Source organism: Fictibacillus barbaricus, assembly GCF_014635025.1.
GTDB classification, from domain to species: domain Bacteria; phylum Bacillota; class Bacilli; order Bacillales; family Fictibacillaceae; genus Fictibacillus; species Fictibacillus barbaricus.
The window spans coordinates 1,265,446-1,288,945 of the sequence record NZ_BMCE01000001.1 but is presented as its reverse complement, the minus strand read 5'-3'; the positions used below and the strand labels follow the sequence as shown (position 1 = coordinate 1,288,945).

23 protein-coding genes are annotated in these 23,500 nt (G+C 38.5%); 1 reads left to right on the top strand and 22 read right to left on the bottom strand.

Annotation, left to right across the window (positions count from 1 at the left end; translation table 11 throughout):
• Positions 1-46: 46 nt before the first annotated feature.
• The 21 genes from ytxC to IEV52_RS06175 form a co-directional block, all read right to left on the bottom strand.
• The gene (gene ytxC, locus IEV52_RS06275; RefSeq protein ID WP_188401630.1) at positions 47-916 is read right to left on the bottom strand and encodes a sporulation protein YtxC; all 870 of its coding nucleotides are present in this window, start codon (positions 914-916) and stop codon (positions 47-49) included.
• 100 nt (positions 917-1,016) lie between these two features.
• Positions 1,017-1,673 carry an amino acid ABC transporter permease gene (locus tag IEV52_RS06270; protein WP_188401629.1) on the bottom strand — a complete coding sequence of 219 codons (657 nt, stop codon included), beginning with the start codon at positions 1,671-1,673 and terminating at the stop codon, positions 1,017-1,019.
• A gap of 18 nt (positions 1,674-1,691) precedes the next feature.
• On the bottom strand, positions 1,692-2,495 hold the full coding sequence (locus IEV52_RS06265; RefSeq protein ID WP_188401628.1) for a basic amino acid ABC transporter substrate-binding protein: 804 nt from the start codon (positions 2,493-2,495) through the stop codon (positions 1,692-1,694).
• 256 nt (positions 2,496-2,751) lie between these two features.
• On the bottom strand, positions 2,752-3,858 hold the full coding sequence (gene mqnC, locus IEV52_RS06260) for a cyclic dehypoxanthinyl futalosine synthase (RefSeq protein WP_188401627.1): 1,107 nt from the start codon (positions 3,856-3,858) through the stop codon (positions 2,752-2,754).
• Between the two features lie 139 nt (positions 3,859-3,997).
• Positions 3,998-4,942, bottom strand: coding sequence for a primosomal protein DnaI (gene dnaI, locus IEV52_RS06255; protein WP_188401626.1), 945 nt, complete (start codon positions 4,940-4,942; stop codon positions 3,998-4,000).
• A 14-nt stretch (positions 4,943-4,956) separates the two neighbouring features.
• Positions 4,957-6,336 (bottom strand): replication initiation and membrane attachment family protein, encoded by a 1,380-nt coding sequence (locus tag IEV52_RS06250; RefSeq protein WP_188401625.1) that lies wholly within the window; start codon positions 6,334-6,336, stop codon positions 4,957-4,959.
• Positions 6,337-6,486: 150 nt separating this feature from the next.
• The gene (gene nrdR, locus IEV52_RS06245; protein ID WP_188401624.1) at positions 6,487-6,948 is read right to left on the bottom strand and encodes a transcriptional regulator NrdR; all 462 of its coding nucleotides are present in this window, start codon (positions 6,946-6,948) and stop codon (positions 6,487-6,489) included.
• A gap of 72 nt (positions 6,949-7,020) precedes the next feature.
• Entirely contained in the window at positions 7,021-7,407 is a 387-nt protein-coding gene (locus IEV52_RS06240; RefSeq protein ID WP_188401623.1) for a cytosolic protein, read from the bottom strand.
• 103 nt (positions 7,408-7,510) lie between these two features.
• Complete coding sequence (speD, locus tag IEV52_RS06235) at positions 7,511-7,894, bottom strand: adenosylmethionine decarboxylase (RefSeq protein WP_066396744.1); 384 nt, start codon at positions 7,892-7,894, stop codon at positions 7,511-7,513.
• A gap of 286 nt (positions 7,895-8,180) precedes the next feature.
• Positions 8,181-9,224 (bottom strand): glyceraldehyde-3-phosphate dehydrogenase, encoded by a 1,044-nt coding sequence (locus tag IEV52_RS06230; RefSeq protein WP_188401622.1) that lies wholly within the window; start codon positions 9,222-9,224, stop codon positions 8,181-8,183.
• A gap of 132 nt (positions 9,225-9,356) precedes the next feature.
• Positions 9,357-9,962: a dephospho-CoA kinase gene (gene coaE, locus IEV52_RS06225; protein WP_188401621.1), complete on the bottom strand. Its 606-nt coding sequence runs from the start codon at positions 9,960-9,962 to the stop codon at positions 9,357-9,359.
• A 14-nt stretch (positions 9,963-9,976) separates the two neighbouring features.
• The gene (gene ytaF, locus IEV52_RS06220; RefSeq protein WP_188401620.1) at positions 9,977-10,609 is read right to left on the bottom strand and encodes a sporulation membrane protein YtaF; all 633 of its coding nucleotides are present in this window, start codon (positions 10,607-10,609) and stop codon (positions 9,977-9,979) included.
• 59 nt (positions 10,610-10,668) lie between these two features.
• Entirely contained in the window at positions 10,669-11,490 is an 822-nt protein-coding gene (gene mutM / locus IEV52_RS06215; RefSeq protein ID WP_188401619.1) for a DNA-formamidopyrimidine glycosylase, read from the bottom strand.
• Between the two features lie 64 nt (positions 11,491-11,554).
• Positions 11,555-14,194 carry a DNA polymerase I gene (gene polA / locus IEV52_RS06210; protein WP_188401618.1) on the bottom strand — a complete coding sequence of 880 codons (2,640 nt, stop codon included), beginning with the start codon at positions 14,192-14,194 and terminating at the stop codon, positions 11,555-11,557.
• Positions 14,195-14,409: 215 nt separating this feature from the next.
• A complete protein-coding gene (pnpS, locus tag IEV52_RS06205) occupies positions 14,410-16,131 on the bottom strand; it encodes a two-component system histidine kinase PnpS (protein WP_188401617.1) in 1,722 nt (573 codons plus the stop codon).
• Positions 16,131-16,841, bottom strand: a complete 711-nt coding sequence (locus tag IEV52_RS06200; protein ID WP_188401616.1) for a response regulator transcription factor — start codon at positions 16,839-16,841, stop codon at positions 16,131-16,133. Before IEV52_RS06200 ends, pnpS begins: the two co-directional genes overlap by 1 nt.
• A 150-nt stretch (positions 16,842-16,991) precedes the next feature.
• Entirely contained in the window at positions 16,992-17,468 is a 477-nt protein-coding gene (locus tag IEV52_RS06195) for a MaoC family dehydratase (protein WP_188401615.1), read from the bottom strand.
• 83 nt (positions 17,469-17,551) lie between these two features.
• Positions 17,552-18,490, bottom strand: coding sequence for a malate dehydrogenase (gene mdh, locus IEV52_RS06190; RefSeq protein WP_188401614.1), 939 nt, complete (start codon positions 18,488-18,490; stop codon positions 17,552-17,554).
• Between the two features lie 79 nt (positions 18,491-18,569).
• Positions 18,570-19,838 (bottom strand): NADP-dependent isocitrate dehydrogenase, encoded by a 1,269-nt coding sequence (gene icd, locus IEV52_RS06185; protein WP_188401613.1) that lies wholly within the window; start codon positions 19,836-19,838, stop codon positions 18,570-18,572.
• A gap of 114 nt (positions 19,839-19,952) precedes the next feature.
• On the bottom strand, positions 19,953-21,068 hold the full coding sequence (citZ, locus tag IEV52_RS06180) for a citrate synthase (protein ID WP_188401612.1): 1,116 nt from the start codon (positions 21,066-21,068) through the stop codon (positions 19,953-19,955).
• Positions 21,069-21,315: 247 nt separating this feature from the next.
• Positions 21,316-21,777, bottom strand: coding sequence for a DUF441 domain-containing protein (locus IEV52_RS06175; RefSeq protein WP_188401611.1), 462 nt, complete (start codon positions 21,775-21,777; stop codon positions 21,316-21,318).
• Positions 21,778-21,824: 47 nt separating this feature from the next.
• Between IEV52_RS06175 and ytvI the strand changes: the two genes are divergently transcribed.
• Positions 21,825-22,943, top strand: a complete 1,119-nt coding sequence (gene ytvI, locus IEV52_RS06170; protein ID WP_188401610.1) for a sporulation integral membrane protein YtvI — start codon at positions 21,825-21,827, stop codon at positions 22,941-22,943.
• Positions 22,944-22,992: 49 nt separating this feature from the next.
• Here ytvI and IEV52_RS06165 read toward each other — a convergent pair whose 3' ends face one another.
• Positions 22,993-23,466, bottom strand: a complete 474-nt coding sequence (locus tag IEV52_RS06165) for an FxsA family protein (protein ID WP_229754204.1) — start codon at positions 23,464-23,466, stop codon at positions 22,993-22,995.
• Between the last annotated feature and the right edge of the window lie 34 nt (positions 23,467-23,500).

Here is a 23,500-nt window from a genome sequence, read left to right as displayed (position 1 = left end):
TTATTATATGCAGTCATTTTTCAAAATGCAAGAGGACTCTGTAAGTTTATGACTTTTTTTTACGGTGGGATCGATGTTCTCTAAAAGGCATCTTCTCGATGGGGGTAATTGTAACTTTTTCCTGGAAAATATTCTTTATCGTCTGCAAGAGAGGATGATCGATATCGTACGCATAAATTCTTGCAGAACTTGGAGACAATCCGATTAAAGGTCCCAATAACCTTTCATCAAGGTTCGAAACGTTCGTTAATCGAAGTGCCTTTTCATGAAACATCATTAAATCTGTATGTGATAGTTGGTTTTGCTGTTCATCAAAAAGGAGTACAGTCTCTTGTTCGAATATAATCACGATATCTGTTTTCGAAAAAGACCTTTGTTTCGTTATACACGTCCTTAATTGTTCCACAAACACCTGGTACTCCAGTTCTAGTTTGTATTCATCAATGGCACATTCAACTATCTTAAGCAAAGTCGCTAAGTATTCCTTTAATCGAAACTTAATAAACGATTCAAACTCTAAAAATTCGGTCTTCGCTTCAAGGATGGCATTCCACTGCCTGCGGATGAGTCCGTTGAGGTTTGGCAGATGCTTTACATTTGGAATTCCTTCAATCTCTCCTCGTATGATACTTTTGGTTATTGATAAGATTTCTTTTTGTTCAGAAGTGTCACTATAAAAAAAGGCATGTTCGATCATTTCCTTTAAGCAAATATCTTCTACCTTATTTCGTGTAAATTCTGTTAACACATCCACTATGAACGACTTTTTCTCCTGTATGTGCAGTTCAAGAATTTTTGAAGAAGCTTCAGATAATTTGGCAAAGGAAGGGTTTATATTATGTTTTGCTGCCATCCTAATCATTTTTTTCAAGACAGCTATTCCATCTGATGGGTGTGAAAAAGAAATCGCGACCAAAAAAGTCCCCCCCATATAAAATCCTCAATAATACACTATATGGGACCTGGTCACAAAAAATGTTAGGAGTCATAAAAAAACAACCCAAAATTCGGGTTGTTTAATCATAAACAAATTTGCGCTCAATTTTAGATAGGATAAATGCCATTCCAAGCGTTAAGATCAAATACATTAATGCTGCTGTCATGTAAGGTTCCCAAGGCCGGTAATATTGCCCCATCATGGCTCTCGCATAGTACATTAATTCTGGAGTAGCAATAATGGAAACTAGTGACGAATCCTTGATCAAAACAATAAATTCGTTACCAAGAGGAGGAATCATCCTTCTCGAAGCTTGCGGCAGAATTATATGTCTCATAGCTTGTACATGATTCATTCCTAACGAACGTGCAGCTTCCATCTGACCTTTATCGATCGATTGGATACCTGCTCTGAAGATCTCAGCAATGTAGGCTGCTGCATTAAGTGACAATGCCAAAACTGACGATATAAATACATTTGGGGGCTTCATAAACAGCGGCATTAACGCCGAATGAATCAATAAGATCTGTACAAGTAATGGAGTTCCACGAAAAAAGCTGATGTACCAAGCACACGGCATGTTGATAAATGGATTTTTGACCATTTTTCCAAGGCCTATAAACAAACCTAATAGGGTACCAAAAAGAATAGCCAGCAATGATAACTGTACAGTTACCCATGTTCCCTTAAGAAACAAGGGCATATACTCTCCTATGATTTGAAAAGAATGTTCCATGTAGACCTCCAGAGAAAGTTATTGTTTTAGCGCATCTACATTTGGTTCTTCACCAAACCATTTTTTATAGATCTCAGCATATTTGCCGTCTTCGATGACCTTTTTCACCGCTTTATTGATCTCTTCTTGATGTTCTCCGTCTTTCGGGAAGATGATTCCATAAAATTCGCTCTCAAAGTTTTCTTTATCGGTAATGGTAACAAGCTTTTTGTCAGGATTATTTTTTGCGTACTCTTGTACAACAGCATTATCCGCAACAACTGCTTCTACCTCACCATTTAACAAAGCCTGAATAGCTAAAACATTGTTTTCATATTTTTTAATATTTTCATTTGCTCCAAACATCTTTTCAAGCGCTTCTTGACCAGTTGTACCGTTCTGCACGCTCACTTTTTTCCCTTCAAGGTCTTTTGCACTTTTTATAGAAGTACCTTCTTTTGCAAGGATCATATTAACTGATTCAAAATAAGGAGAAGAAAAGTCATATGATTTCTTTCTTTCATCGTTTATGGTGATGGCAGAAATACCTGCATCCACCTCATTGTTTTGCAGAGCGATAAAGAGTGGTTCCCAGCCAATATTTTTTAGCTCATATTCCAGGCCGGCTTCTTTCATAACCGCATTTAACAATTCTACATCAAACCCAACAATCTTTTCCCCATCCAATGATTCAAAAGGGGCATATGCAGCATCAGTTCCAACAATTAATTTCTCTTCGGAACCAGAACCTGATCCTGAATCTGCAGGTGTGCTGCCACAAGCTACAAGGAAAGCGGCAGAGAGTCCGATAATCCCCAACTTTAATTTTCTTTTCAAATTCATTTTTTGTTTCCCCCTTTATTCTAAATATTCTTATATTATACACAAAATTTTTAATATAAGGAAAATTCGATTTATTTTTTTATAAAAAAAAAACCTTAAAGGGATTTTTCTTAAACTCTGCATATTTCAAGCGGACAGTCTTCACAGTTGCAAGCTGTCTTCAAACATTCCAAAAAGGTGATAATGATGGTGATGTTAAATCAAAACGGGATCTACATAAAAACACCTGACACGCATTGTGTCAGGTGTTCGAAAGCTAATTTTGCATAACAAAATCTTTTTCAGCTTCCTCTTCGTCTTGAAAGACACGAAGAGTCTCATATTTCGTATTTCTCTGCGCAGGAATCTTTCCTGCTTCACGGATCAAGCGCAAGGTTAAATTCGTATTGACTTTATGCGTTGTACCCGCAGCAGAAACAACATTCTCCTCCATCATGGTGCTTCCAAAATCATTGCATCCGTAATGAAGAGACTTCTTACCAACTTCAGGTCCCATTGTTACCCAAGAAGATTGGAAGTTTGGAATATTGTCTAGGAATATACGAGAGATCGCAACGTTTTTCAAATACTCCCGTGGTGTTGTTTTTTCAGCTTTCATATTCGTATTATCCGGCTGGAACGTCCACGAAATAAAAGCAAGGAAGCAATCTGTTTCATCTTGAGCATCACGTACTCGCTTCAGATGGAGAGCCCTTTCTTCAAATGTTTCCCCAAAACCGATTACCATTGTAGCTGTTGAATGTAATCCTACTTTTTTAGCTGTCTTCATACACTCGATCCACTCAGTCCAAGAACCTTTTAATCTGCTGATTTTCTTTCGGGTGCGGTCATCTAATATCTCCGCTCCTCCTCCAGGTAATGAATCAAGCCCAGCTTCTTTTAATTCATGCAGAACTTCTTCAAGTGATAACCCTGATACTTCTACCATCTTCCAAACTTCTGCAGGTGAGAATGAATGCATCGTAATATCAAAACGCTTTTTAATCTCTCTCAATAAATCTGTGTAATAGCTAAACGGCAGATTAGGATTTGTTCCGCCTTGCATTAAAATTTCTGTACCGCCGACATCTACAGTTTCCTGGATCTTCTGAAAAATGACTTCATCGTCCAGTACATACCCTTCTTCACTTCCTGGCGGACGATAAAAGGCACAGAACCTGCAATATGTATCACAAAAGTTTGTATAGTTTACGTTGCGTCCTATTACAAAGGTGGTGATTGGTTCTGGGTGCCACCGTTTCATAATAATATCCGCAACTTCTCCCATGCGTTCTACTTCATCACTTTCATAAAGTTTAACGGCGTCTTCTACCGATAAACGTTCGCCATCTAAAGCTTTTTGTAAAATAGATTCTATACTCATCGGTAACCTCCGAATCGAATTTCTAATGTTCTTATCTTTTCTTATCCTATCATATTTTGATAGAAGAGACAGCTTTCGTGTATGAAAGAAAGAGAAAAACAACAAAAAAAGCTTCTGCCCCGTTAAGAGCAGAAACTATTTAATAATCTTCTCTGAAATTTTTGTTGCCGCCAATGAATACCGGAGAACTTAAATGCTTGATCCGCTCCATTATTCTTAAAGCTTTCACTTCATCCAGTCCGCCTTTTTGTGAAAAGGACAGGTGCTGCTGCAACATGTCATAATCACAATTAGACGTATAGAGAGTCGGGAGCTTCTCCATCATCCTATATTGAAGGATGACTCCTAATATCTCGTCTCTTACCCAATTGGTCATGTTCTCTGCACCAATATCATCAAGCATTAATACAGGAACCGTTTTTAATAACTCCATTTTGGAATCAAAGCTACCATCGGAAAGTGACGATTTCATCTCTCGGAGAAACTCTGGTGTATGCACCATGAGGGACTGAACCCCTTTCTCAGCTAACCCATTTGCTATAGCACCGAGTAAGTATGTTTTACCGACTCCAAATTTTCCATAAAAATAAATTCCTTTTACCTGTTGGCCCATACCTGCCATTTGAACGAACTCGTATGCTTTTGAGATGGCATTCCGTCTAGTCTCATCGATACTATGTTTATATAAGCGATCAAACCGTGCTTCAAGAATCTCTTTTGGAATAAAATAGCTCTTGATCAATGAAGACATCGATTTTTTCTGTTCATCCCGAATCTTTAACTCGCATGGCTTATATCTCAACTCAACGGTTTGTCTGACTTTTGTTAACTCAGAACGGTATCCTTGCATGAGGTTAGGGCAATTCTCTAGACCTGTACAATTGCGGCAGGCATGCTGTTCGTTCTTAAAGGTATAAAAACTGGACAATAATTTTTCCGCATGGATATCTGAAATTTCAGGGTTCTCTCTTAAAAAGCGCATAACACCTGGATCAGTGAGAACTTGTTGTTTCATTAATTCATATCTCTCTTGAAACTTATCAAACCCCGGCATGTGTTTAACAGATTCCTTTATAGACTCCATGTCTTTTCCCCCCTTTATTTCGAACTATTCAACAGACTTTCTAGCCATTTGCGATTTTCATCCTCTGTAGAGCTGCTCTCTTCTGTTTTAATGTTTGAACCCGTTTCTTGTTTCAACCAATCCGGTACAGTCACGTTCGGTTTTTTATTTGCTCTATACGACCCAGACTTTGTCTTCTTTTCTTGCCAATCTTTATACTTTCGTTTCTCATCCCTGGCAAGCTCCATTGCCTCTGGTACGGTTTGCGCTTTTTTTCGGGCCCAATGAGAGGCTATTCGCTCAATCAATCCTTTTGCAAGTTTCATGTCATTCTCTGATAAGACATAATCTAAGAGAACATTCGTTACTCCAGGTGTCAGGTTTTGATCAAGCATGCAATAAGCCACAAGTTTTAAATCCACTTCAGAAGGTGTAGTACCTGAATAATCTTCTAATAATTGATATGGTGACACTTCTTCAAAGTATTTGATCAGCTCTTCTTCCTTTGATTTAGGCTCCATCCCTTGAAGCGCCTTAAGAGGAACAGGCTGCGTTTTTAATGCTAGAACCGGAAGTCTTTCTTCATGTTCAAAACGATACCATTTTTGAATCTCACGCCTTAGGTTCTCAACAGAGATTTCACCAGCTGAATAATAAACGTTTTGAATCTGCTTACTCATATCTGTAGGTTGTAATTGGTAGATGTAGGCTAATTTATAAATGGCTTCTTTTAATTTAGGAGTCAAAACTTCTTTAGGTACAATAAATGTAGAGATCTGATTGACCATTGACTCAAAATCAAATGTTTCTTCGCCTAAAACAACTTTCCCATGAACACCTTTTTCATGTAAAGCGGCATCTTCTGGAAGAACATTTTCCGTTATCTCCGCATAACTCTTTGATGACATCTCAGAGGGATGTAGAGAAGTAAACACCTCATTAAACGAAGCTGTCACATCCTTATAGTCGGAAACATCAAATTGAGTGATGTAAAAGGATTCTCTTACTTCATTAAATTTGGCTTTGCCAAGTCGATTGAATAAGTAGATGCTTAAAAAACCATCTGTAAAAAAAGCATTTGGAGATAGGGGGGGCTGAAGTTCGTAGATATATTCCCTCGATGTTTCTCCAACTTTCTTGAATGTTTTTAGCAAACCAATCGCTTCTAATTTCTTTCTGCCTGATAAAATATCCTTTAATGAGAATTGTGTTACGTTCATAAGATGCTGGTGCTTCTTTGTTTGCTGATCCATATTTGCTTCGCACCATAAAGTCATATACAAACTATGCGCAAAAGCCCCAACCAATGGTTGATAAAGCATGGCGAGGACTTTGTGGTCTACCTCATGCAATACACCCTTGCACTGGACGGAATACGTATCAACGGGCACTACTTCTTGAAAATGTACCGTCATCGTTTTCACCCTTTATAAAAAAATGTTCTAAAAGAAATTTGGCCGACGGAATTTTAATCGTCAGCCTTTAAAAATCTATCTTGTCGTCTTTTTGACGCTGCTCTTTTTGATAGGGAACAAAAAGAGCGTTATAGCTGTACACTAGACGCTTTAACGCTCCTCTTTGTTAATGAGTTCCTTCAATTCCTGAATAAAAACGTTAATATCTTTAAATTGGCGGTAAACAGATGCAAATCTTACATAAGCAACCTCGTCCGTTTTCGATAGGTGTTCCATTACCTGTTCTCCAACGGCTGTGCTAGAGATTTCAGATGCACCGCTGTTACGCAATTCTTTTTCGATGCTATCTACTATATTTTCAAGTGTTTCCAAGGGGACAGGTCTTTTTTCGCAAGCTTTAATAAGCCCTCTAAGAATTTTTTCACGGCTAAATTCTTCTCGTTCCCCGCCCTTTTTAACAATGATAAGCGGTGTTTGTTCTACCGTTTCAAATGTAGTAAACCTATAGCTGCAAGATTCACATTCCCTTCTGCGGCGAATCGACCGCCCGCTATGTACAGGCCTTGAATCAAGCACTTTTGTTCCATTGTGCTGGCAAGTAGGACACCTCATTGTAATCATCCCCAAACATTTTTCTGTTCACTATCTATCTTAAAGAAAAGGCAGGTGTGTGACAAGCTATTCCTATAATTTTTCAGCCAGAGATGTTCCGAGAAATGTTAGCCTTCGTTTTAAATTGTCATAAATCGAAACTATAAGTTTTTGGTTGGAGCCGAAATGAAGTGGAAGAACAGATTCGGTTGATACATTGAGATCTACGGCCGTGCGGTTGACCCTTACAGTAACAACACTTATAACGACAAAGGTTTGCTTTACTTCAAATGTCACCTCTCCTCTTTCTTCAGAAAACCCCAACCCCTTGAAATGATCGTTTTCATCTAGCATTTGCCTGATCACTTTCATCACTTCTGCTCTATTAGCTTTAAAATAATGTGTTCTGAGTCTTTCGTCCACATGGTGTTCGCTCGTTTCTGCATGGTTTTCCATAAGATTTTTAAGTTTTCTAAACATAGGCGTCCTCCAAAGCAGCGTAATTTGTACCGTATTATTCCCTATTTTAATGAAATAAAAAAGAGGTGTGAAATCTCACACCTCGCTTACATTCTGTAATTAATTATTGAGCGGTAACTTTTGATTTGGCAACGGAAATCGGACCCATTCCACGAGGAACTTCCAAGTTTTCACGTTTCTTAGCGCCAAGTGCTTCTGAAATGTAATCAGCAGCTACGTTAGGATCGATTCGATCTCCACACGTATAAACATCAATACTTGCATAACCATGCTCAGGAAAACTGTGAATCGTTAGATGAGATTCAGAAATGATAACAACCCCACTTACACCGTGTGGAGCGAATTTATGAAAAGCAACCTCACGAATTTCTGCACCAGCTTTCAATGCAGCATCTACGAATGTCTCTTCAATAAATTTCATGTCATTTAATTTTTCAGAATCACAACCCCATAACTCAGCAATTACGTGTCTTCCCATTGTATCCATTAGCATAGTCCCCCTTTTAAAAATAATCATGCCTTCAAGCATGCGGTATCGAACATCTACCACGGGGGCAAGTTAGTCCAAAGAGGTCCTAACCCTTTAAGTAGCATTCAATGCCTTTGTTTGCTTTATTTGAAGTTCACGAATCATAGTATACTTCTTTTAAAATTGATTTGCAATAAGATTGGGCAATTTTTTTGTTTAGTTTTTTTTGTAGAATGAATCCTATTTACTGAAAATAAAAAAAAGCCAGTAAAATCACTGGCTTAATCATTATATAAAAGATGTTTTAAGATACCGAAACATTTTTTTCTTCATGTGTTGTGCTGTTTAGCATGAAAGCTACATGTTTCGCAAGATCTACCACACGGCAAGAATAACCCCATTCATTATCATACCATGCAAGAACCTTCACCTTGTTGCCATCCATCACCATTGTAGACAATCCATCTACGATTGAAGAGTTTTCATTTCCGTTATAATCGATCGAAACTAAAGGAAGATCGCTATAACCTAAAATTCCGCGCATAGATCCTTCTGCTGCAGATTGGAACGCATGGTTTACTTGATCTTTCGAAACCGGCGTCTTCAGTTCAACAACCACATCAACTAATGAAACATTTGGTGTAGGAACCCGAAGTGCCATACCATTAAGTTTCCCCTCTAAATGCGGAAGTACTTTTGCAATGGCTTTCGCTGCACCTGTCGAAGTCGGAATAATCGATTGACCGCAAGCACGAGCACGTCTTAGATCTTTATGCGGATTATCGATATTTTTTTGATCATTCGTATAAGCATGGACCGTTGTCATCATGCCTGATTGTACACCGAACTGATCATCGAGTACCTTGATAACAGGCGCTAAACAGTTTGTTGTACAAGATGCATTTGAAATAATATGGTGTTCTGAAGAAATGTAATCGCTATCATTTACTCCCATAACGATCGTTATATCTTCATTTTTCCCTGGTGCTGTAATAATAACTTTCTTCGCACCTGCTTCAATATGAAGTCCTGCAGATTCTTGTGATACAAATTTACCTGTCGCTTCAATGACGATATCAATATCCAAATTCCCCCAAGGAAGTTCACGAGGATCACGGGAATTTACTAAAATAACTTTTTTTCCATTAATAAAAAGGGCATCTTCTCCAGCGACAACTTCTCCTGGATATGTTCCATGTATAGAATCGTATTTGACCATATGGGCAAGTGTTTCTGCTGGATAGCTGGCATTTACAGCTACAACCTCAAATTCATCGTTCTCCATCATTTTGCGGAAGACCATTCTTCCGATTCTCCCCAAGCCATTAATTGCAATTTTTGCTTTCATGAAGCTGCTCCTTCCAATGTGTTATACTCATTAAGGTCTCTCTCTGCAATTAGTATATCATAATGGAATCTAAAAAGAACATACTTTTATTTAAAATAGGCAAAAAAGGGGCTTATATATAAAAAAACAGACCTAATTGATAAGGTCTGTTTTTATTGTTTCTTTTAGGAGCTGCAAAACTTCCTTCTCTAATTCAGCTTTTGACCCATTGTTCATGATAATGATATCCGCTAATTTCTTTTTTTCATCAATCGGCATCTGTGACTGTATCCTAGAGAAGGCTTGTTGCTCTGTAAAATCATCACGCATCATGAGACGTTTTAGCTGGGTATCCGGATCTGCGTAAACAAGCCATGTTTGATCCACCATATGGGTCAGTTTGCTTTCAAACAATAAAGGAATATCCATCACTACTAAAGGATGACCGGCTTGGAGAAAGTCTTCAGCTTGCTTCTTCATCTCCTTACGAACAGCAGGATGTACTATTCCATTCAATACTTCCCTTTTTTCAGCATCGTTAAATATGATTTCTCCTAATTTTGCTCGATTTATAGTGTTATCCTCATGAAGGATCTTTGTTCCAAAAAAGGAGAGAATTTTTCCATAAGCCTCTTCTCCAGGCATAACGACTTCCCTTGATATGATGTCAGCATCAACGATTGGGATTTTCTGTCCCCTTAGTATCTGGCTGACTGTCGATTTTCCAGTTGCAATACCGCCTGTTAATCCAATGATCACTGGTTATCCTCCTGCTACATTTTTAATAAACCCATCACGATCAATAAAACACCAGGGAGGATAGATAACCGTTTCATCCAATTTGTTTTATTGAAAAAATATAGGCCTAATGCCATTCCACCCCATAAAAACAACGAACTCATTACTGCAATGCAAAGAGTCGTAAGGATTGGTGATAGATCAATAAGTGCAGCTCCAATTCCTGCTCCAAAGGCATCTAAAGATAGAGCGATCCCTAATAAAACGGCTTCCCAACCCGTAATGGAGCCTGACTTATCAATATCTGCAATCACTGGTTTTTTTAAGATGTGTATCACAATACCCAGCGATTTGATTTCAAAAAGCATAATATTCTTTGGTTCTTTTTCAATGTTCTCTTTCTCGGGTAAGAAAACCTGCCATAGTGAGTAGATTCCGATTCCTAAAAGAATCAAGCCTCCCAATACTTCACTAGTTTTATGAGAAATAAACTGTTCCAACGTAAAACCTAGCAACATTGAGAATAAAAAGGTAAAAGCTGAACAAATAGCAATAATGACAATGGAGCGAAAAGGAATTTTAATGGATTTTATACCATACGTTAATCCGGCTCCAAAACTGTCCAGGCTGACGGCTAGAGCCAGTAGAACAAATGAGTAAGCCACCATGTTCCTGTACTCCTTTCAGTTAACGGTAAAGTAGTATATGAAAGGAGATGAAAAATGGTTTATTTTTGACAAGACTTACAAATATGAGTCCCTCTTCCGGCTATCACTACCCTTTCTATCTCAGTGCCGCATAATCTGCATGCCTCGTTTTTTCTGCCATACACAAACAATTTCAGCTGAAATCCGCCTTCTTCACCCATTGAGTTCGTATAGGAACGAATGGTGCTTCCCCCGTGCTTAACCGATTCAGACAAAATTTCAGTTATTGCCGTTTTTAATTTTTTCAACCGATTTAGTGACAGCTCGTTAGCAGGAGTCTCCGGGTGGATTCCCGCTTGAAACAAAACTTCATCAACATAGATATTGCCTAGTCCGGCAAGGATCGTTTGATCTAGGAGTACTGCTTTAATATTGCGCTTTCGGTTAGAGAATAGCTTTTTCATTAGTGCTGCCGTTAAAGTGTCTGAAAGCGGCTCTAACCCTAGTGTTTTTAAAGGAACGCTGCTTTCTTCGGTTCCTTTCGGGTATAGATGCATAGTACCGAACTTTCTAACATCACGATAACGAAGCTCTGTGCCATCTGTAAACTCAAAGACTACATGAGTATGCTTATCCTTAGCGTCACCTGAATGATATAATCCATACTTGCCTTCCATCCTAAGATGAGACACAAGCGAATCTTCATCAAGATGAAAAATTAAGAACTTACCTCTCCGATAGACTTTCTCAAATGTTTGTCCTTTTAGTTTAATAACAAACTCTTCTGTCCCTGGATGTTTAATAATATTCTCCCAATATATTTTTACATCTTTGATCTTTTTGCCAGGAAGAAATTGATTTAACGTATTTTTTACATTTTCAACTTCAGGTAATTCAGGCATTATTCCCACCTACTTTTATTAAGAAAAACAGCACCCCATTATTCATGAGGATGCTGTTTATTATTTATTTTGCTTCAAACCAGGAATCTCCCCAGTTCACATCCACTTTTAGAGGAACATCCAATTCAACGGCTTGTTCCATTACCTCACAAACAATCTGTTCAAGTTTTTGTAGTTCTTCTTCAGGCACTTCAAAAATAAGTTCATCATGTACAGTAAGCAGCATCTTTGCTTCCAGCTTTTCTTCACTTAAGCGTTGATCCATATCTACCATCGCTTTTTTAATGATATCAGCTGCTGTTCCCTGGATCGGTGTATTCATCGCTGTTCGCTCTGCAAAACTTCGAAGGTTAAAGTTTCTGCTATTAATTTCCGGTAAATAACGGCGTCTATGCAGCAGTGTCGAAACATACCCATTCTGTTTGGCATCGGTGATGCTGTCTTTCATATATTGCTGTACACCAGGAAAACTTTCTAAATAGGACTTGATAAATTCCCCTGCTTCTTTTCTTGTAATTCCTAGACTTTGAGATAAACCATAATCACTGATACCATAAACAATACCAAAGTTAACTGCTTTAGCATGTCTTCTCATCTCAGACGTTACTTCGCCTTCTTCTACATGAAAGACATCCATCGCTGTTTTGGTATGAACATCCATCTCAGTTTTGAAAGCTTCTATCAAATTCTCATCTTGAGAGATATGCGCAAGTACTCGAAGTTCAATTTGAGAATAATCAGCGGCAAGTATCTTCCATCCTGGCTTAGATGCAACAAAGGCATGTCTGATTTTTCTTCCTGCTTCTAATCGAATTGGAATGTTTTGCAGGTTTGGATCTATAGAACTTAGTCTTCCTGTTTGAGCCAACACTTGGTTAAATCGCGTATGAATTCTCCCTGTATCTTCTTTTACAACCTTTAATAAACCTTCAATATACGTTGATTTCAGTTTACCAAGTTGACGATAAATAAGAATTTTGTTTATGATTTCATGCTTTCCTTCTAATTTTTCTAATACATCAACCGATGTAGAGTAGCCAGTTTTTGTCTTTTTGATTGCAGGAAGGTTCAATTTCTCAAACAAGATTTCCCCAAGCTGTTTAGGAGAATTGATATTAAATGCAACTCCTGCAAGGTCATGGATCTCTTTTTCCAATGAAGTGACTTGTAATTCTAGATCAGTTCCCATCTTTTGAAGTGTATCTGCTTTAACCTTGACTCCGTACTCTTCCATCTTCGCTAATACGAGTGCTAAAGGCATCTCAAGGTGATAGAAAAGATCACTTTGTTCATTCTCTTTCAACTTTTCAGCTAAAATATCACTTAACCGGAAGATGGTATGTGCTTTTCTGCTCAGATGCTCAGCTAGAACATCTTCTTCTGGGAGCTTTTTCTTCGCACCTTTTCCATAAACCGCTTCATTGGCGTCCACGTTTAACTTACCATATTGCTTTGCCACATCCGCTACGTCATCAAGGGATTCAGATGGGTTAAGTAGATAAGAAGCCAATTGTACATCAAATTCAATTCCATTAAGGGTAATTCCCTGGCCGTGAAGTGCCACGTGAGCTCTTTTTGCGTCAAACATTTTCTTTTTCTGGTTTTCATCTTCGAGCCATGCTTTAAAATCCTCAGATTTCTCTGCAAGATTTGAAGAAATATAAAACGTCCCGCTTTCATTGCTAAGTGCAAATCCGTGAATTTTAGCTTTATGATAATCTTCTGTAAGTGTCTCAACAACTAGGGATGAAGGACTCTTCAGCATATCAGGTTCAATGGAAGTTGCATTCTTATAAGTAAGCTCTTCTTTTTCTGTTTCTTGAGGAATTTCCTCGTCCCCGCCTAATCGTTCGAGCAAGGAGTTGAATCCAAGCTCTTTAAAAAGAGGAAAGACAAGGGAGTTTTCAAACCCTTTATAGTTTGTTTCATCTAAGCTAATTTCTACGGGTGCTTCTTTTGTTATTGTAGCAAGTTCTTTACTCATTAGAGCCTGGTCTTTGTTCTCGGTTAAACGTTCTTTAAGCTTAGCTCCAGAAATGCCATCAATTGAATCCAATACTTTTTCTATGGAACCAAATTGCTTTATAAGCTTTATAGCCGTTTTTTCACCAACACCTGGCACCCCGGGGATGTTATCAGATGGATCCCCCATTAGACCTTTCATGTCAATAATCTGATCTGGTGTAATTCCATATCTTTCATTTACTTGTTCGACTGTATAAGCCTCTACCTCGGTAATCCCTTTTCTCGTCAGAACAACTTCAACATCCGGCGTTACGAGCTGCAATAAGTCTTTGTCACCTGTAAATACTTTCACATCCCAGTCACCATCAGCAGCATGCGATGCGAGTGTTCCAATAATGTCGTCTGCTTCGTAGTTCTCAAGTTCATATCGCTTAATCTGAAACGCATCTAATAGCTGCCTGATAAAAGGAAACTGTTCAGACAGTTCTGGTGGTGTTTTTTGACGTCCGCCTTTATATTCGCCAAACGTCTTATGGCGGAAGGTTGTTTTTCCTGCATCAAAAGCAACCAGCATATGTGTTGGCTTCTCATCCTCCAGTATCTTTAAAAGCATTTGTGTAAATCCGTATACAGCGTTCGTATAAACACCTTTATCGTTATTTAAAAGGGGCAATGCAAAAAAAGCACGATACGCAATACTATTACCATCAATTAATACTAATTTATTTGATTTTCCCAAGTCCGTAACCTCCTGAAGGCATTTCTCTTCTATCTATTGTATCATGCCGGCTAATAGAAACAAAAAATAGTAACCAGAAGAGTAAGATGTATAAAAAAAGGCGAGAATCTAATAGATTCTCGCTAAGGGGGTACTGAAAAAGGATACTTTTATAGTAAGCCTTTTCTATTAACTAAAGACAACAAGGGTGTAAAGGATTTGTAAATCTTATATCTCTATTTTTTGGGGAATAAAATCGTAAACTGAGAGCCTTCACCTGGGTTACTTTGCACATCGATCGTCCCTTGATGAGCTTCCACTAGATGTTTTACTATAGCTAATCCCAATCCGGTTCCACCTGAATTTCTGCTCCTTGCTTTATCCACGCGGTAGAATCGCTCAAAAATACGAGGTATCTCACTTTCCTTAATGCCAATCCCCGTATCTTTAACCATAAATTTAATGTGTTTGTCCTGTTCTTCCACAATTACAAATACGGAGCCGCCCGCTGGTGTATACGTTAAACTGTTTGAAACAAGATTAATAATGATCTGTTTCAATCGTGGCGGATCTCCTTCCATTAGTGTGTCTCCAAAAACGTTAACTGAAAGAGATATTTCTTTCTTTTCAGCTTTTGGATGCAAAATTTCTACTGTTTCTTTCACTAAAGAAGCAAGATCAATGGATTGCGTATCTAAACGAAATCCTTGTTCACTTTTTGATAGATCGAGGAGATCTTGTATCAACGCCTGCAGCCTGTCACTTTCATTTAAAATGATCGTGAGAAATTTATTTCGAAACTCTTCATTTTCTCCGGCACCGTCTAAAAGGGTTTCAGCAAATCCTTTTAAAGAGGTGATAGGAGTCTTAAGCTCATGTGAAACATTAGCGACAAAGTCTTTTCTTACTTGTTCTAGTTTCTTGAGTTCCGTAATGTCGTGAAATACAAGAACGATTCCTTTTAACTTGCCTTTAACATTCAATACGGGTGCACTGTAAACATCAAAGTGTTTTCTTTCTATATGAATGGGAATAACAGTAGTTTTCCTTACATTCTTTTCTGTTAAATAGGTCTCTTTTACGATATCTTTAATGGAGGCATGGGGAAATACTTCATAGAAAAGATGCCCTGTCCAATAATCAGCATGTTCCTTAAACAATTCCTTGAATGCTTTATTTACTAAATTGATATAGCCGTTTGAATCAATTAAGATCAAACCGCTGCCCATATTTTCAATCAAAGTGATCAGTCGATCATGCTGTGATTCCTGAGATTTCGTCATTTTTTCCAGATTACGGGCCAACACGTTCAATGAGTAGTTTAACTCTCCAATATCTTCACCATAGTACTCATATGTCCTTACTTTAAAATTCCCTTTAGCCAGTTCCTTTGCGGTTTGTGTTGCCTCCTCAACCGGCCTGACGATCTTATGAATGACCTTGATCGAAACATAAAGAATAATAATAAAACAAATCAAAAAACCAATCGACATCATGATCCAAATTGATCTTTCATCAGATTCAGCTGCGCCTTCTGGAATTGCAAACTGTATATACCCTGACTCATCTTTCTTTCTTAACGTATAATACATTTTGCCTTCTTCATTTTTTTGGACAAGGCTTTGATCTGAGACTTGTTTACGATCTGAATAATAAGATGCCATATTCCTTGGACTATCACCGTCTGACGTATATTTCACGTTCCAGTCAGCATCAAGAACATAAATCTCACCTTTTAGATCTTTAGATGCCGCTCTAAGTAAATTAGTTATATTTGATTCTTGGTCCTCGGTCTTTAGGACTTGTTCAATTAATCTTAGTTCTCCTGTATAAAACTCCATTCGTTTCTCTTTTACACTATGATGAACAATGTTCCCCATAATTAGAGCAAGCAGGATAAAGACAAGTAAAATACCGAGCAGAAAGAAAGTAAGTACCCGGTTTTTAAAATCATGCATTATTGAGGCTCCTCTAATTTATAACCTAATCCTCTAATCGTTTTAATATATACAGGTTTTCGCGTGTTACTTTCAATCTTTTCACGTAGGTGACTGATGTGCACATCAACGATTCGGGTATCACCGACAAAATCATAGTTCCATACTGCAGATAAAAGTTGCTCCCTGGAAAGCACACGGCTCTTGTGTCTTGCCAGATAGACGAGAAGCTCAAATTCCTTTGGTGTTAATTCAAGTGCTTTTTCTTTAAAGTAAGCTTCATAGTTCTCTGGATAGATATCTACTTCCCCAATTCGGAGATGCTCTACTTCGTCTTTTTGTTTTTCAGAATCTGTATTTACTGATGCAGTCCTGCGAAGAATTGCTTTCACTCTGGCAACAACTTCTCTTGGACTAAAAGGTTTTGTCATATAGTCATCAGCACCTAACTCAAGGCCTAAAACTTTATCGAATTCATCATCTCTAGCCGTTAACATGAGAATAGGAATATTTAATTTTCTTAGACGAAGCTCCTTGCAAACTTCCAGCCCGTCCATTTCTGGCAGCATGAGATCTAAAATAATCAGATTAGGTAATTCACTTTCTGCTTTCTCTAATCCGCTCTTGCCATCCATTGCCGTTACTACTTGAAATCCTGCTTGTTCTAGGTTAAATTGCAACAATGTTGAGATCGAAATTTCGTCTTCTACAACGAGTAACTTTTGGCTCATTCAAATTCCCACCTTTTTACGACTTGTACAAATTTATCATACTATTTTTTTATTAGTGTGTACAAAAATCGCCAAATTTTCACACTCGCTTTACATAAGGTTTACATTGCGTTTACATTCCAATTAAATAAACCCTCCAAATTGGAGGGTTTAAAAGTTTTCCATCGTATTTGATGTGATAGATTTTGGGGCATATGGAGGACATACTTTTAAGCGACTCTGCAGCACTTCCATTCCTTCTTCATTTTTTGCAGTTACTTCCATATGTGCAACATGATTATCTCTATCTACTTCTGTTATTTCAAATAGAAAAGTAAGTTTTGAATAATGATAAACCGGTTTGATAAAAGTAAATTGCGACTCAATGATAGAACTTCCTGGGCCTGGCAAGTACTTAGAAACAGCAGAAGTAACCATTCCCATTAACATGATCTGCGGCACCATCGGCTTTTTAAAAGGTGTTAGTGTGGCATAGTCATGCTGTATAAATAAAGGGTTATTATCGTTTGTTAAGCCTAGATACAGAAGAAGATCTTTATCCTCAATCGTCTCTTGCATCTCCAGCTTCTCACCGGCTTGAATCTCATTAATTTTTCGTCCAAGTTTTCTTTTCTTTCCTATCAGCATTTAAACTCCTCCTTCTTCTTCATGATAGCGCTTTCATATTTATAGGAGAAAAGATTCGGGGAGTACCCGAATCTTTCACATGCTTATGCTAATACATTCATTACTGATTTTACAGATGCAGCAGATTGATCAAGAGCTGATTTCTCTTCAGCAGTCAGCTCAAGTTCAATGATTTCCTCAAGACCGTTTCCGCCAAGTATTGTAGGAACCCCAAGGCAGATTCCTTCATAGCCGTATTCACCTTCTAAATAAGCGATTGACGGAAGGACTCTGCGTTGGTCCTTAACGATCGCTTCTACCATCTCAACTAATGATGCAGCCGGAGCGTAATAAGCGGAACCATTACCTAACAAGTTAACGATTTCACCGCCGCCTTTACGCGTACGCTCTACAATGGCATCAAGGCGATCTTTAGAGATCAATTTTTCTAATGGAATTCCGCCAGCATAGGAATAACGAACTAATGGAACCATATCGTCTCCGTGCCCGCCAAGAACAAAACCAGTCACGTCTTTTACTGATAAGTTTAATTCCATTGCCACGAATGTACGGAAACGAGCTGTATCCAAGATTCCAGATTGACCGATTACACGGTTCTTAGGGAAACCTGACTCTTTTAAAACAGTGTAAGTCATGGCATCAACAGGGTTTGTTAATACAATGATCGTACAATCTGGAGAATGCTTAACAATCTCCTTCGTTACACTTTTCATGATTCCTGCGTTCGTATTCACTAGGTCATCACGGCTCATTCCAGGCTTACGTGCGATACCAGCAGTGATAACAACTACATCAGATCCAGCTGTATCTGCGTAATCACTAGTACCTGTAATCGCAGCGTCAAACCCTTGAACAGGACTTGCCTCCATCATATCTAAAGCTTTACCTTTTGTAGGGTTTTCCATTTGAGGGATATCTACTAATACAACGTCCCCAACTTCTTTTTGCCCTAAAATGAATGCCGTTGTTGCTCCGGTAAATCCTCCGCCAATAACTGAAATCTTTTTACGTTTGTTAGCCATGTCTTTCCCTCCAGGAACATTATAGAAAACGTCATCATTTCATTGTCTAGAGAAGCCCCCTTATAAAAGGGGGGGAAGCTTACATATTCTTAATTAGTTCGTCCGCGAACTCAGAACATTTAACTTCAGTAGCACCATCCATTAGACGAGCAAAGTCATATGTTACCACTTTACTTGCAATCGTGTTTTCCATAGAAGATAAAACAAGTTTAGCAGCCTCATTCCATCCTAAATGTTCTAACATAAGGACACCTGAAAGAATAACTGATGAAGGGTTTACTTTATCAAGACCTGCATATTTCGGTGCAGTACCATGAGTGGCTTCAAAGATAGCATGTCCAGTTTCATAGTTAATGTTTGCTCCAGGAGCAATACCGATTCCTCCAACTTGTGCAGCAAGTGCGTCTGAAATGTAGTCACCGTTCAAGTTCATCGTTGCAACTACATCAAACTCAGCCGGGCGAGTTAAGATTTGTTGTAAGAAGATATCAGCGATTGAATCTTTAACGATAATTTTCCCTGCAGCTTCAGCATCAGCTTGAGCTTTGTTTGCTGCATCTTTACCGCTTTCTTCAGCGATGCGGTCATATTGAGCCCAAGTGAATACTTTGTCTCCGAATTCAGCTTCAGCCAGCTCATAGCCCCAGTTCTTGAAAGCACCTTCTGTATACTTCATGATGTTTCCTTTATGAACAAGCGTTACGCTCTTACGGCCTTCGTTGATCGCGTATTGGATAGCAGCACGCACAAGACGCTGTGTACCTTCAGAAGAAACTGGCTTGATTCCGATACCTGAAGTCTCAGGGAAACGGATCTTATTAACACCCATTTCGTCTTGAAGGAATTGGATTAGTTTTTTCACTTCATCAGATCCGCTCGCATACTCGATACCTGCATAGATATCTTCAGTATTTTCACGGAAGATGACCATGTTTGTATCTTCAGGGCGCTTTACCGGTGAAGGAACCCCTTTAAAGTACTGGACAGGACGCAAGCAAGTAAACAGGTCCAATTCTTGTCTTAATGCTACGTTTAAAGAACGGATTCCTCCGCCTACAGGAGTAGTTAGTGGTCCTTTAATCGCAATTATGTAATCGCGAATCACATCAAGTGTTTCGGAAGGAAGCCATTCGCCAGTTTGGTTGAAGGCTTTTTCTCCAGCAAGAACTTCTTTCCACACGATCTTTTTCTCACCGTTATATGCTTTTTCAACAGCAGCTTCTAATACACGTGAAGCAGCAGCCCAAATATCTGGTCCAGTTCCGTCACCTTCGATGAAAGGGATGACTGGCTGGTTTGGTACGTTCAACACTCCGTTGTCAACTGTAATACGATCTCCGTTAGACATATCTAAATTCCTCCTATTTCTTCAAATGCATGTACTTTACTAGTCTACTAAAAAACATAGGGAAAAGAGAAGAAGAATCCCTTCTCTTTTTATGAAAATCCTTTTGTTTTTACTTTATCTTTGATCTAAAGCAACATATTGCTGCTTATCTGGACCGATATATTCAGCACGAGGACGGATCAGACGATTGTTCTCGTATTGTTCTAAAATGTGTGCAATCCAACCAGATACACGGCTGATCGCAAAAATTGGTGTAAACAAGTCATGGTCGATACCTAAGCTGTGATAAACACTTGCAGAATAAAAATCTACGTTTGGTAGCAAGCCTTTTTTCTGCTTTAATGTGTCTTCAATCTTTACGCTCATCGTATACCATTTTTCTTCACCCGTAATGGAAGTCAGCTGCTTAGACATTTCACGCAAGTGCTTCGCACGCGGGTCGCCATTCTTGTATACACGGTGGCCAAAGCCCATGATCTTCTGCTTGTTTTCAATCGCTTGCTCCAAGTAAGAATCAACGTTTGCTTCTTCACCGATTTCAGAAAGCATCTTCATTACTTGTTCGTTTGCTCCACCGTGAAGTGGTCCTTTTAGTGCACCGATTGCAGCGGTAATTCCTGAATAGATATCAGAAAGTGTTGCTACACAAACACGTGCAGTGAAGGTAGATGCGTTAAGTTCATGGTCAGCATGTAATACCAACGCTTTGTTAAAAGCTGTTTCAGAAATTTCATCAGGCTCTTTGCCTGTAAGCATATATAGGAAGTTAGCAGCATAGCTCAGTTCTTTTTTAGGAGCAATCGGATCTTTTCCTTCTCTAATACGTGCAAATGCCGTCACAAGTGAAGACATCTGTGCCTGAAGACGGATGGCCTTTTTATAGTTTCCTTCCGTAGACATATCCTCTGCATCTTTATCATACATCGCCAGTGTTGACACGATCGTACGTAAAACTGTCATAGAATGTGCATTCTTCAAAGGAAGCGATTTCATTTGTTCCAACAATTCTGCAGGCAGCTCACTTGCCTCTGCAAGTTCTGATTTAAATTGATCTAATTCAGATTGGTTAGGCAGTTTACCATTCCAAAGCAAGTACACAACTTCCTCAAAAGTTGCATGTTCAGCTAAGTCATCAATGCTATACCCTCTATAGGTTAATACATCGTCAATGATGGAGCTGACAGAAGATGTTGTTGCAACAATTCCTTCTAATCCTCTTGTAGCTGTCATGGCTATCTCTCCTTTTTTCTGTTATTCTCTCTTCTCCTTTAATTGTTTCATTTTTTTAAAAATAGAAAGAGCTTACATTTTTCTTGTTTAAAAAAAGGCGGAACAAGAGTACTGCTTCCGGCTTTTTAATCTCAAAACTGAGACTTGAAAAATGAAAGACTATTTAAAGGAAATGGGACATACACATCAATTATAAACAATAATCTGATATTTGTGAACGAATATCGCTTAATTCGTGCCAGTAGCGTCATGAACCCGTAATGATCCCAACTATCTTCATAGCCAGATAAGCAATTCCTGCACCGATTAAAGGTCCTACAGCGACACCTTTAAACAGAGCCACTGCAAGTATCGTACCTAAGACTAAAGCTGCTGTAATATGAGGATCATTCTGAAGCAAGTGAAGCCCTCTGCTTGCGATAACTGCAACGAATATCCCTGATAAGAGAGCGATCCATGCATAAGGTGAGCGAAGAGATTCCGATAGTTGTTTAAAACCTATCTCACCAGAAACGATCGGTACTAAAACGGCAATTGTAATAATGGTAACTCCCCAATTTATTCCCTTTTGCTGAATAAGCGAGAACCATTTTTCACCTAATCCTGTGAATTTCAGCACTAACAAAAATACGACTGCTATCATTAAAGACTGATTTTTAGCGATGATTCCTATGACTAGTAACCCAATTAAAAAAAGATATGGCTCCATATTATAAATCCTTTCTGGTCTAGGTATTAAGAAAGCAGGTGAACACGGTGCATCCCGAACTGATACAGCGATTAATCCGTCTATTGCTTATCCTTTTTTTCGCTGCAGCTCTTATTCTTACTGGTTATTATGTATCTGGAATCCTTTATCCCTTTATTGCAGGAGCTATCATTGCATTGGCCATTAATCCGCTTGTAGGGTTTTTGGCTTACAGATTTAAAATGAACAGAGCTCTTGCCGTCATTTTCTCCATATTCGTTCTTCTTGGTGTATTAGTGCTGCTTCTAACATTGCTTATTCAGGAGATGATGACTGGATTTGCTTATATTGCTCATGAACTGCCTGCTTATATTCAGGAGCTTGTGTTCTATTTTGAAAACTCGTTTAAGACGAACGTTCTTCCGTTGTATCATGATTTGCTTTCTATTTACAGCAAGCTAGGTACAGATCAGCAAGAAACGGTCATGGACAATATTGAGAAGATAGGCGACAGCATCACAACTAACTTCACAAGTATTACACAAACGATCATTAATAGTGTTTCCTTAATGATTGTAAGCTTGCCAACCTTTCTGACCGTGTTTATTTTTTCTCTTTTAGCAGCCTTTTTCATTAGTAAGGACTGGTACAGATTAACCGGTTTTCTCACTGCCATATTTCCAGATAAATTAACCCTTACTGTTAAAACTGTTTATATTGAACTTCGAAAAGCATTGTTCGGTTTTTTAAAAGCACAGCTTACTTTAATCTCGATAACCGCCTGCATCGTTTTAGTCGGACTCCTTATCCTGCGTATTGATTATGCTGTAACGATCTCTGTGTTGATCGGAGCTATTGATCTACTCCCATACCTTGGTACGGGTGCAGTTTTTTTGCCTTGGATCGCCTATTGTTTCTTAACAGGCAACTATACGCTAACAATAGGATTATCTATACTATATGGTATCGTTGTTATACAAAGACAAATCATGGAGCCAAAACTATTATCGAAAACAATTGGACTTGATCCGCTAGCAACATTAGTGGCTCTCTTTGCGGGTTTTCAGTTATTCGGATTTGTCGGATTGATTATAGGACCAGTAATTCTGGTCATTATCCGAGCTCTCTACGAAGCTAAGTTCTTCCATGAAATTTATCAGTTCATCATAAAACCAATACACAAATAAAAAGAACGACTGCGTAAAAAAAAGATAGCAGCGTTCTTTGTTTTTTTCTTCAGGGTCTTTTAATGAAATAAAACTGACCTGATTTTATTTTATGATAGAGCTTCGCTTTTAGCCAATATTTAGCCAGCTTTCGAATCGGAGGAAACAGCAGTGCAAATCCAATAAAATCCGTTAAAAATCCTGGTGTTAATAACAGCGCACCACCCACTAGAATACAAGCACCATCTAGTACAGCATCACCTGGCACCTGTCCGCTTTCCATCTGCAACTTAGCGCGTTTGAGCGTTTCTGTTCCTTCTTTTTTGGCCAAGTATGCCCCTAGAATCCCAGTAAACAATATGCATACTATTGTTGCCGGAATACCCATATACTGGCCTGCCAAAATAAATATGCTTACTTCGATTGCTGGAACAAGTATAAAAATAAATAGTAGAACTCGGAACATATTTTTCACCGCTTTCAGAAGACAAAAATATGAGACAAATTCCGTTGTTGATAAATGTTCCTTCTTTGTCTCTCTCATTTATATAGATCTACGTAAAAAAAAGAGAAGGTTT

Coding starts and splice junctions, on each gene's coding strand:
- nrdR (WP_188401624.1), bottom strand. CDS start 6,948: ATGAGGTGTCCTACTTGCCAGCACAATGGAACAAAAGTGCTTGATTCA.
- citZ (WP_188401612.1), bottom strand. CDS start 21,068: ATGACAGCTACAAGAGGATTAGAAGGAATTGTTGCAACAACATCTTCT.
- speD (WP_066396744.1), bottom strand. CDS start 7,894: ATGGATACAATGGGAAGACACGTAATTGCTGAGTTATGGGGTTGTGAT.
- mdh (WP_188401614.1), bottom strand. CDS start 18,490: ATGGCTAACAAACGTAAAAAGATTTCAGTTATTGGCGGAGGATTTACC.
- IEV52_RS06195 (WP_188401615.1), bottom strand. CDS start 17,468: ATGCTGATAGGAAAGAAAAGAAAACTTGGACGAAAAATTAATGAGATT.
- mutM (WP_188401619.1), bottom strand. CDS start 11,490: ATGCCTGAATTACCTGAAGTTGAAAATGTAAAAAATACGTTAAATCAA.
- dnaI (WP_188401626.1), bottom strand. CDS start 4,942: ATGGAGTCTATAAAGGAATCTGTTAAACACATGCCGGGGTTTGATAAG.
- IEV52_RS06250 (WP_188401625.1), bottom strand. CDS start 6,336: ATGACGGTACATTTTCAAGAAGTAGTGCCCGTTGATACGTATTCCGTC.
- IEV52_RS06240 (WP_188401623.1), bottom strand. CDS start 7,407: ATGTTTAGAAAACTTAAAAATCTTATGGAAAACCATGCAGAAACGAGC.
- IEV52_RS06175 (WP_188401611.1), bottom strand. CDS start 21,777: ATGGAGCCATATCTTTTTTTAATTGGGTTACTAGTCATAGGAATCATC.
- IEV52_RS06265 (WP_188401628.1), bottom strand. CDS start 2,495: ATGAATTTGAAAAGAAAATTAAAGTTGGGGATTATCGGACTCTCTGCC.
- pnpS (WP_188401617.1), bottom strand. CDS start 16,131: ATGCATGATTTTAAAAACCGGGTACTTACTTTCTTTCTGCTCGGTATT.
- ytaF (WP_188401620.1), bottom strand. CDS start 10,609: ATGGTGGCTTACTCATTTGTTCTACTGGCTCTAGCCGTCAGCCTGGAC.
- IEV52_RS06270 (WP_188401629.1), bottom strand. CDS start 1,673: ATGGAACATTCTTTTCAAATCATAGGAGAGTATATGCCCTTGTTTCTT.
- IEV52_RS06230 (WP_188401622.1), bottom strand. CDS start 9,224: ATGAAAGCAAAAATTGCAATTAATGGCTTGGGGAGAATCGGAAGAATG.
- mqnC (WP_188401627.1), bottom strand. CDS start 3,858: ATGAGTATAGAATCTATTTTACAAAAAGCTTTAGATGGCGAACGTTTA.
- IEV52_RS06165 (WP_229754204.1), bottom strand. CDS start 23,466: ATGAGAGAGACAAAGAAGGAACATTTATCAACAACGGAATTTGTCTCA.
- icd (WP_188401613.1), bottom strand. CDS start 19,838: ATGTCTAACGGAGATCGTATTACAGTTGACAACGGAGTGTTGAACGTA.
- IEV52_RS06200 (WP_188401616.1), bottom strand. CDS start 16,841: ATGAGCCAAAAGTTACTCGTTGTAGAAGACGAAATTTCGATCTCAACA.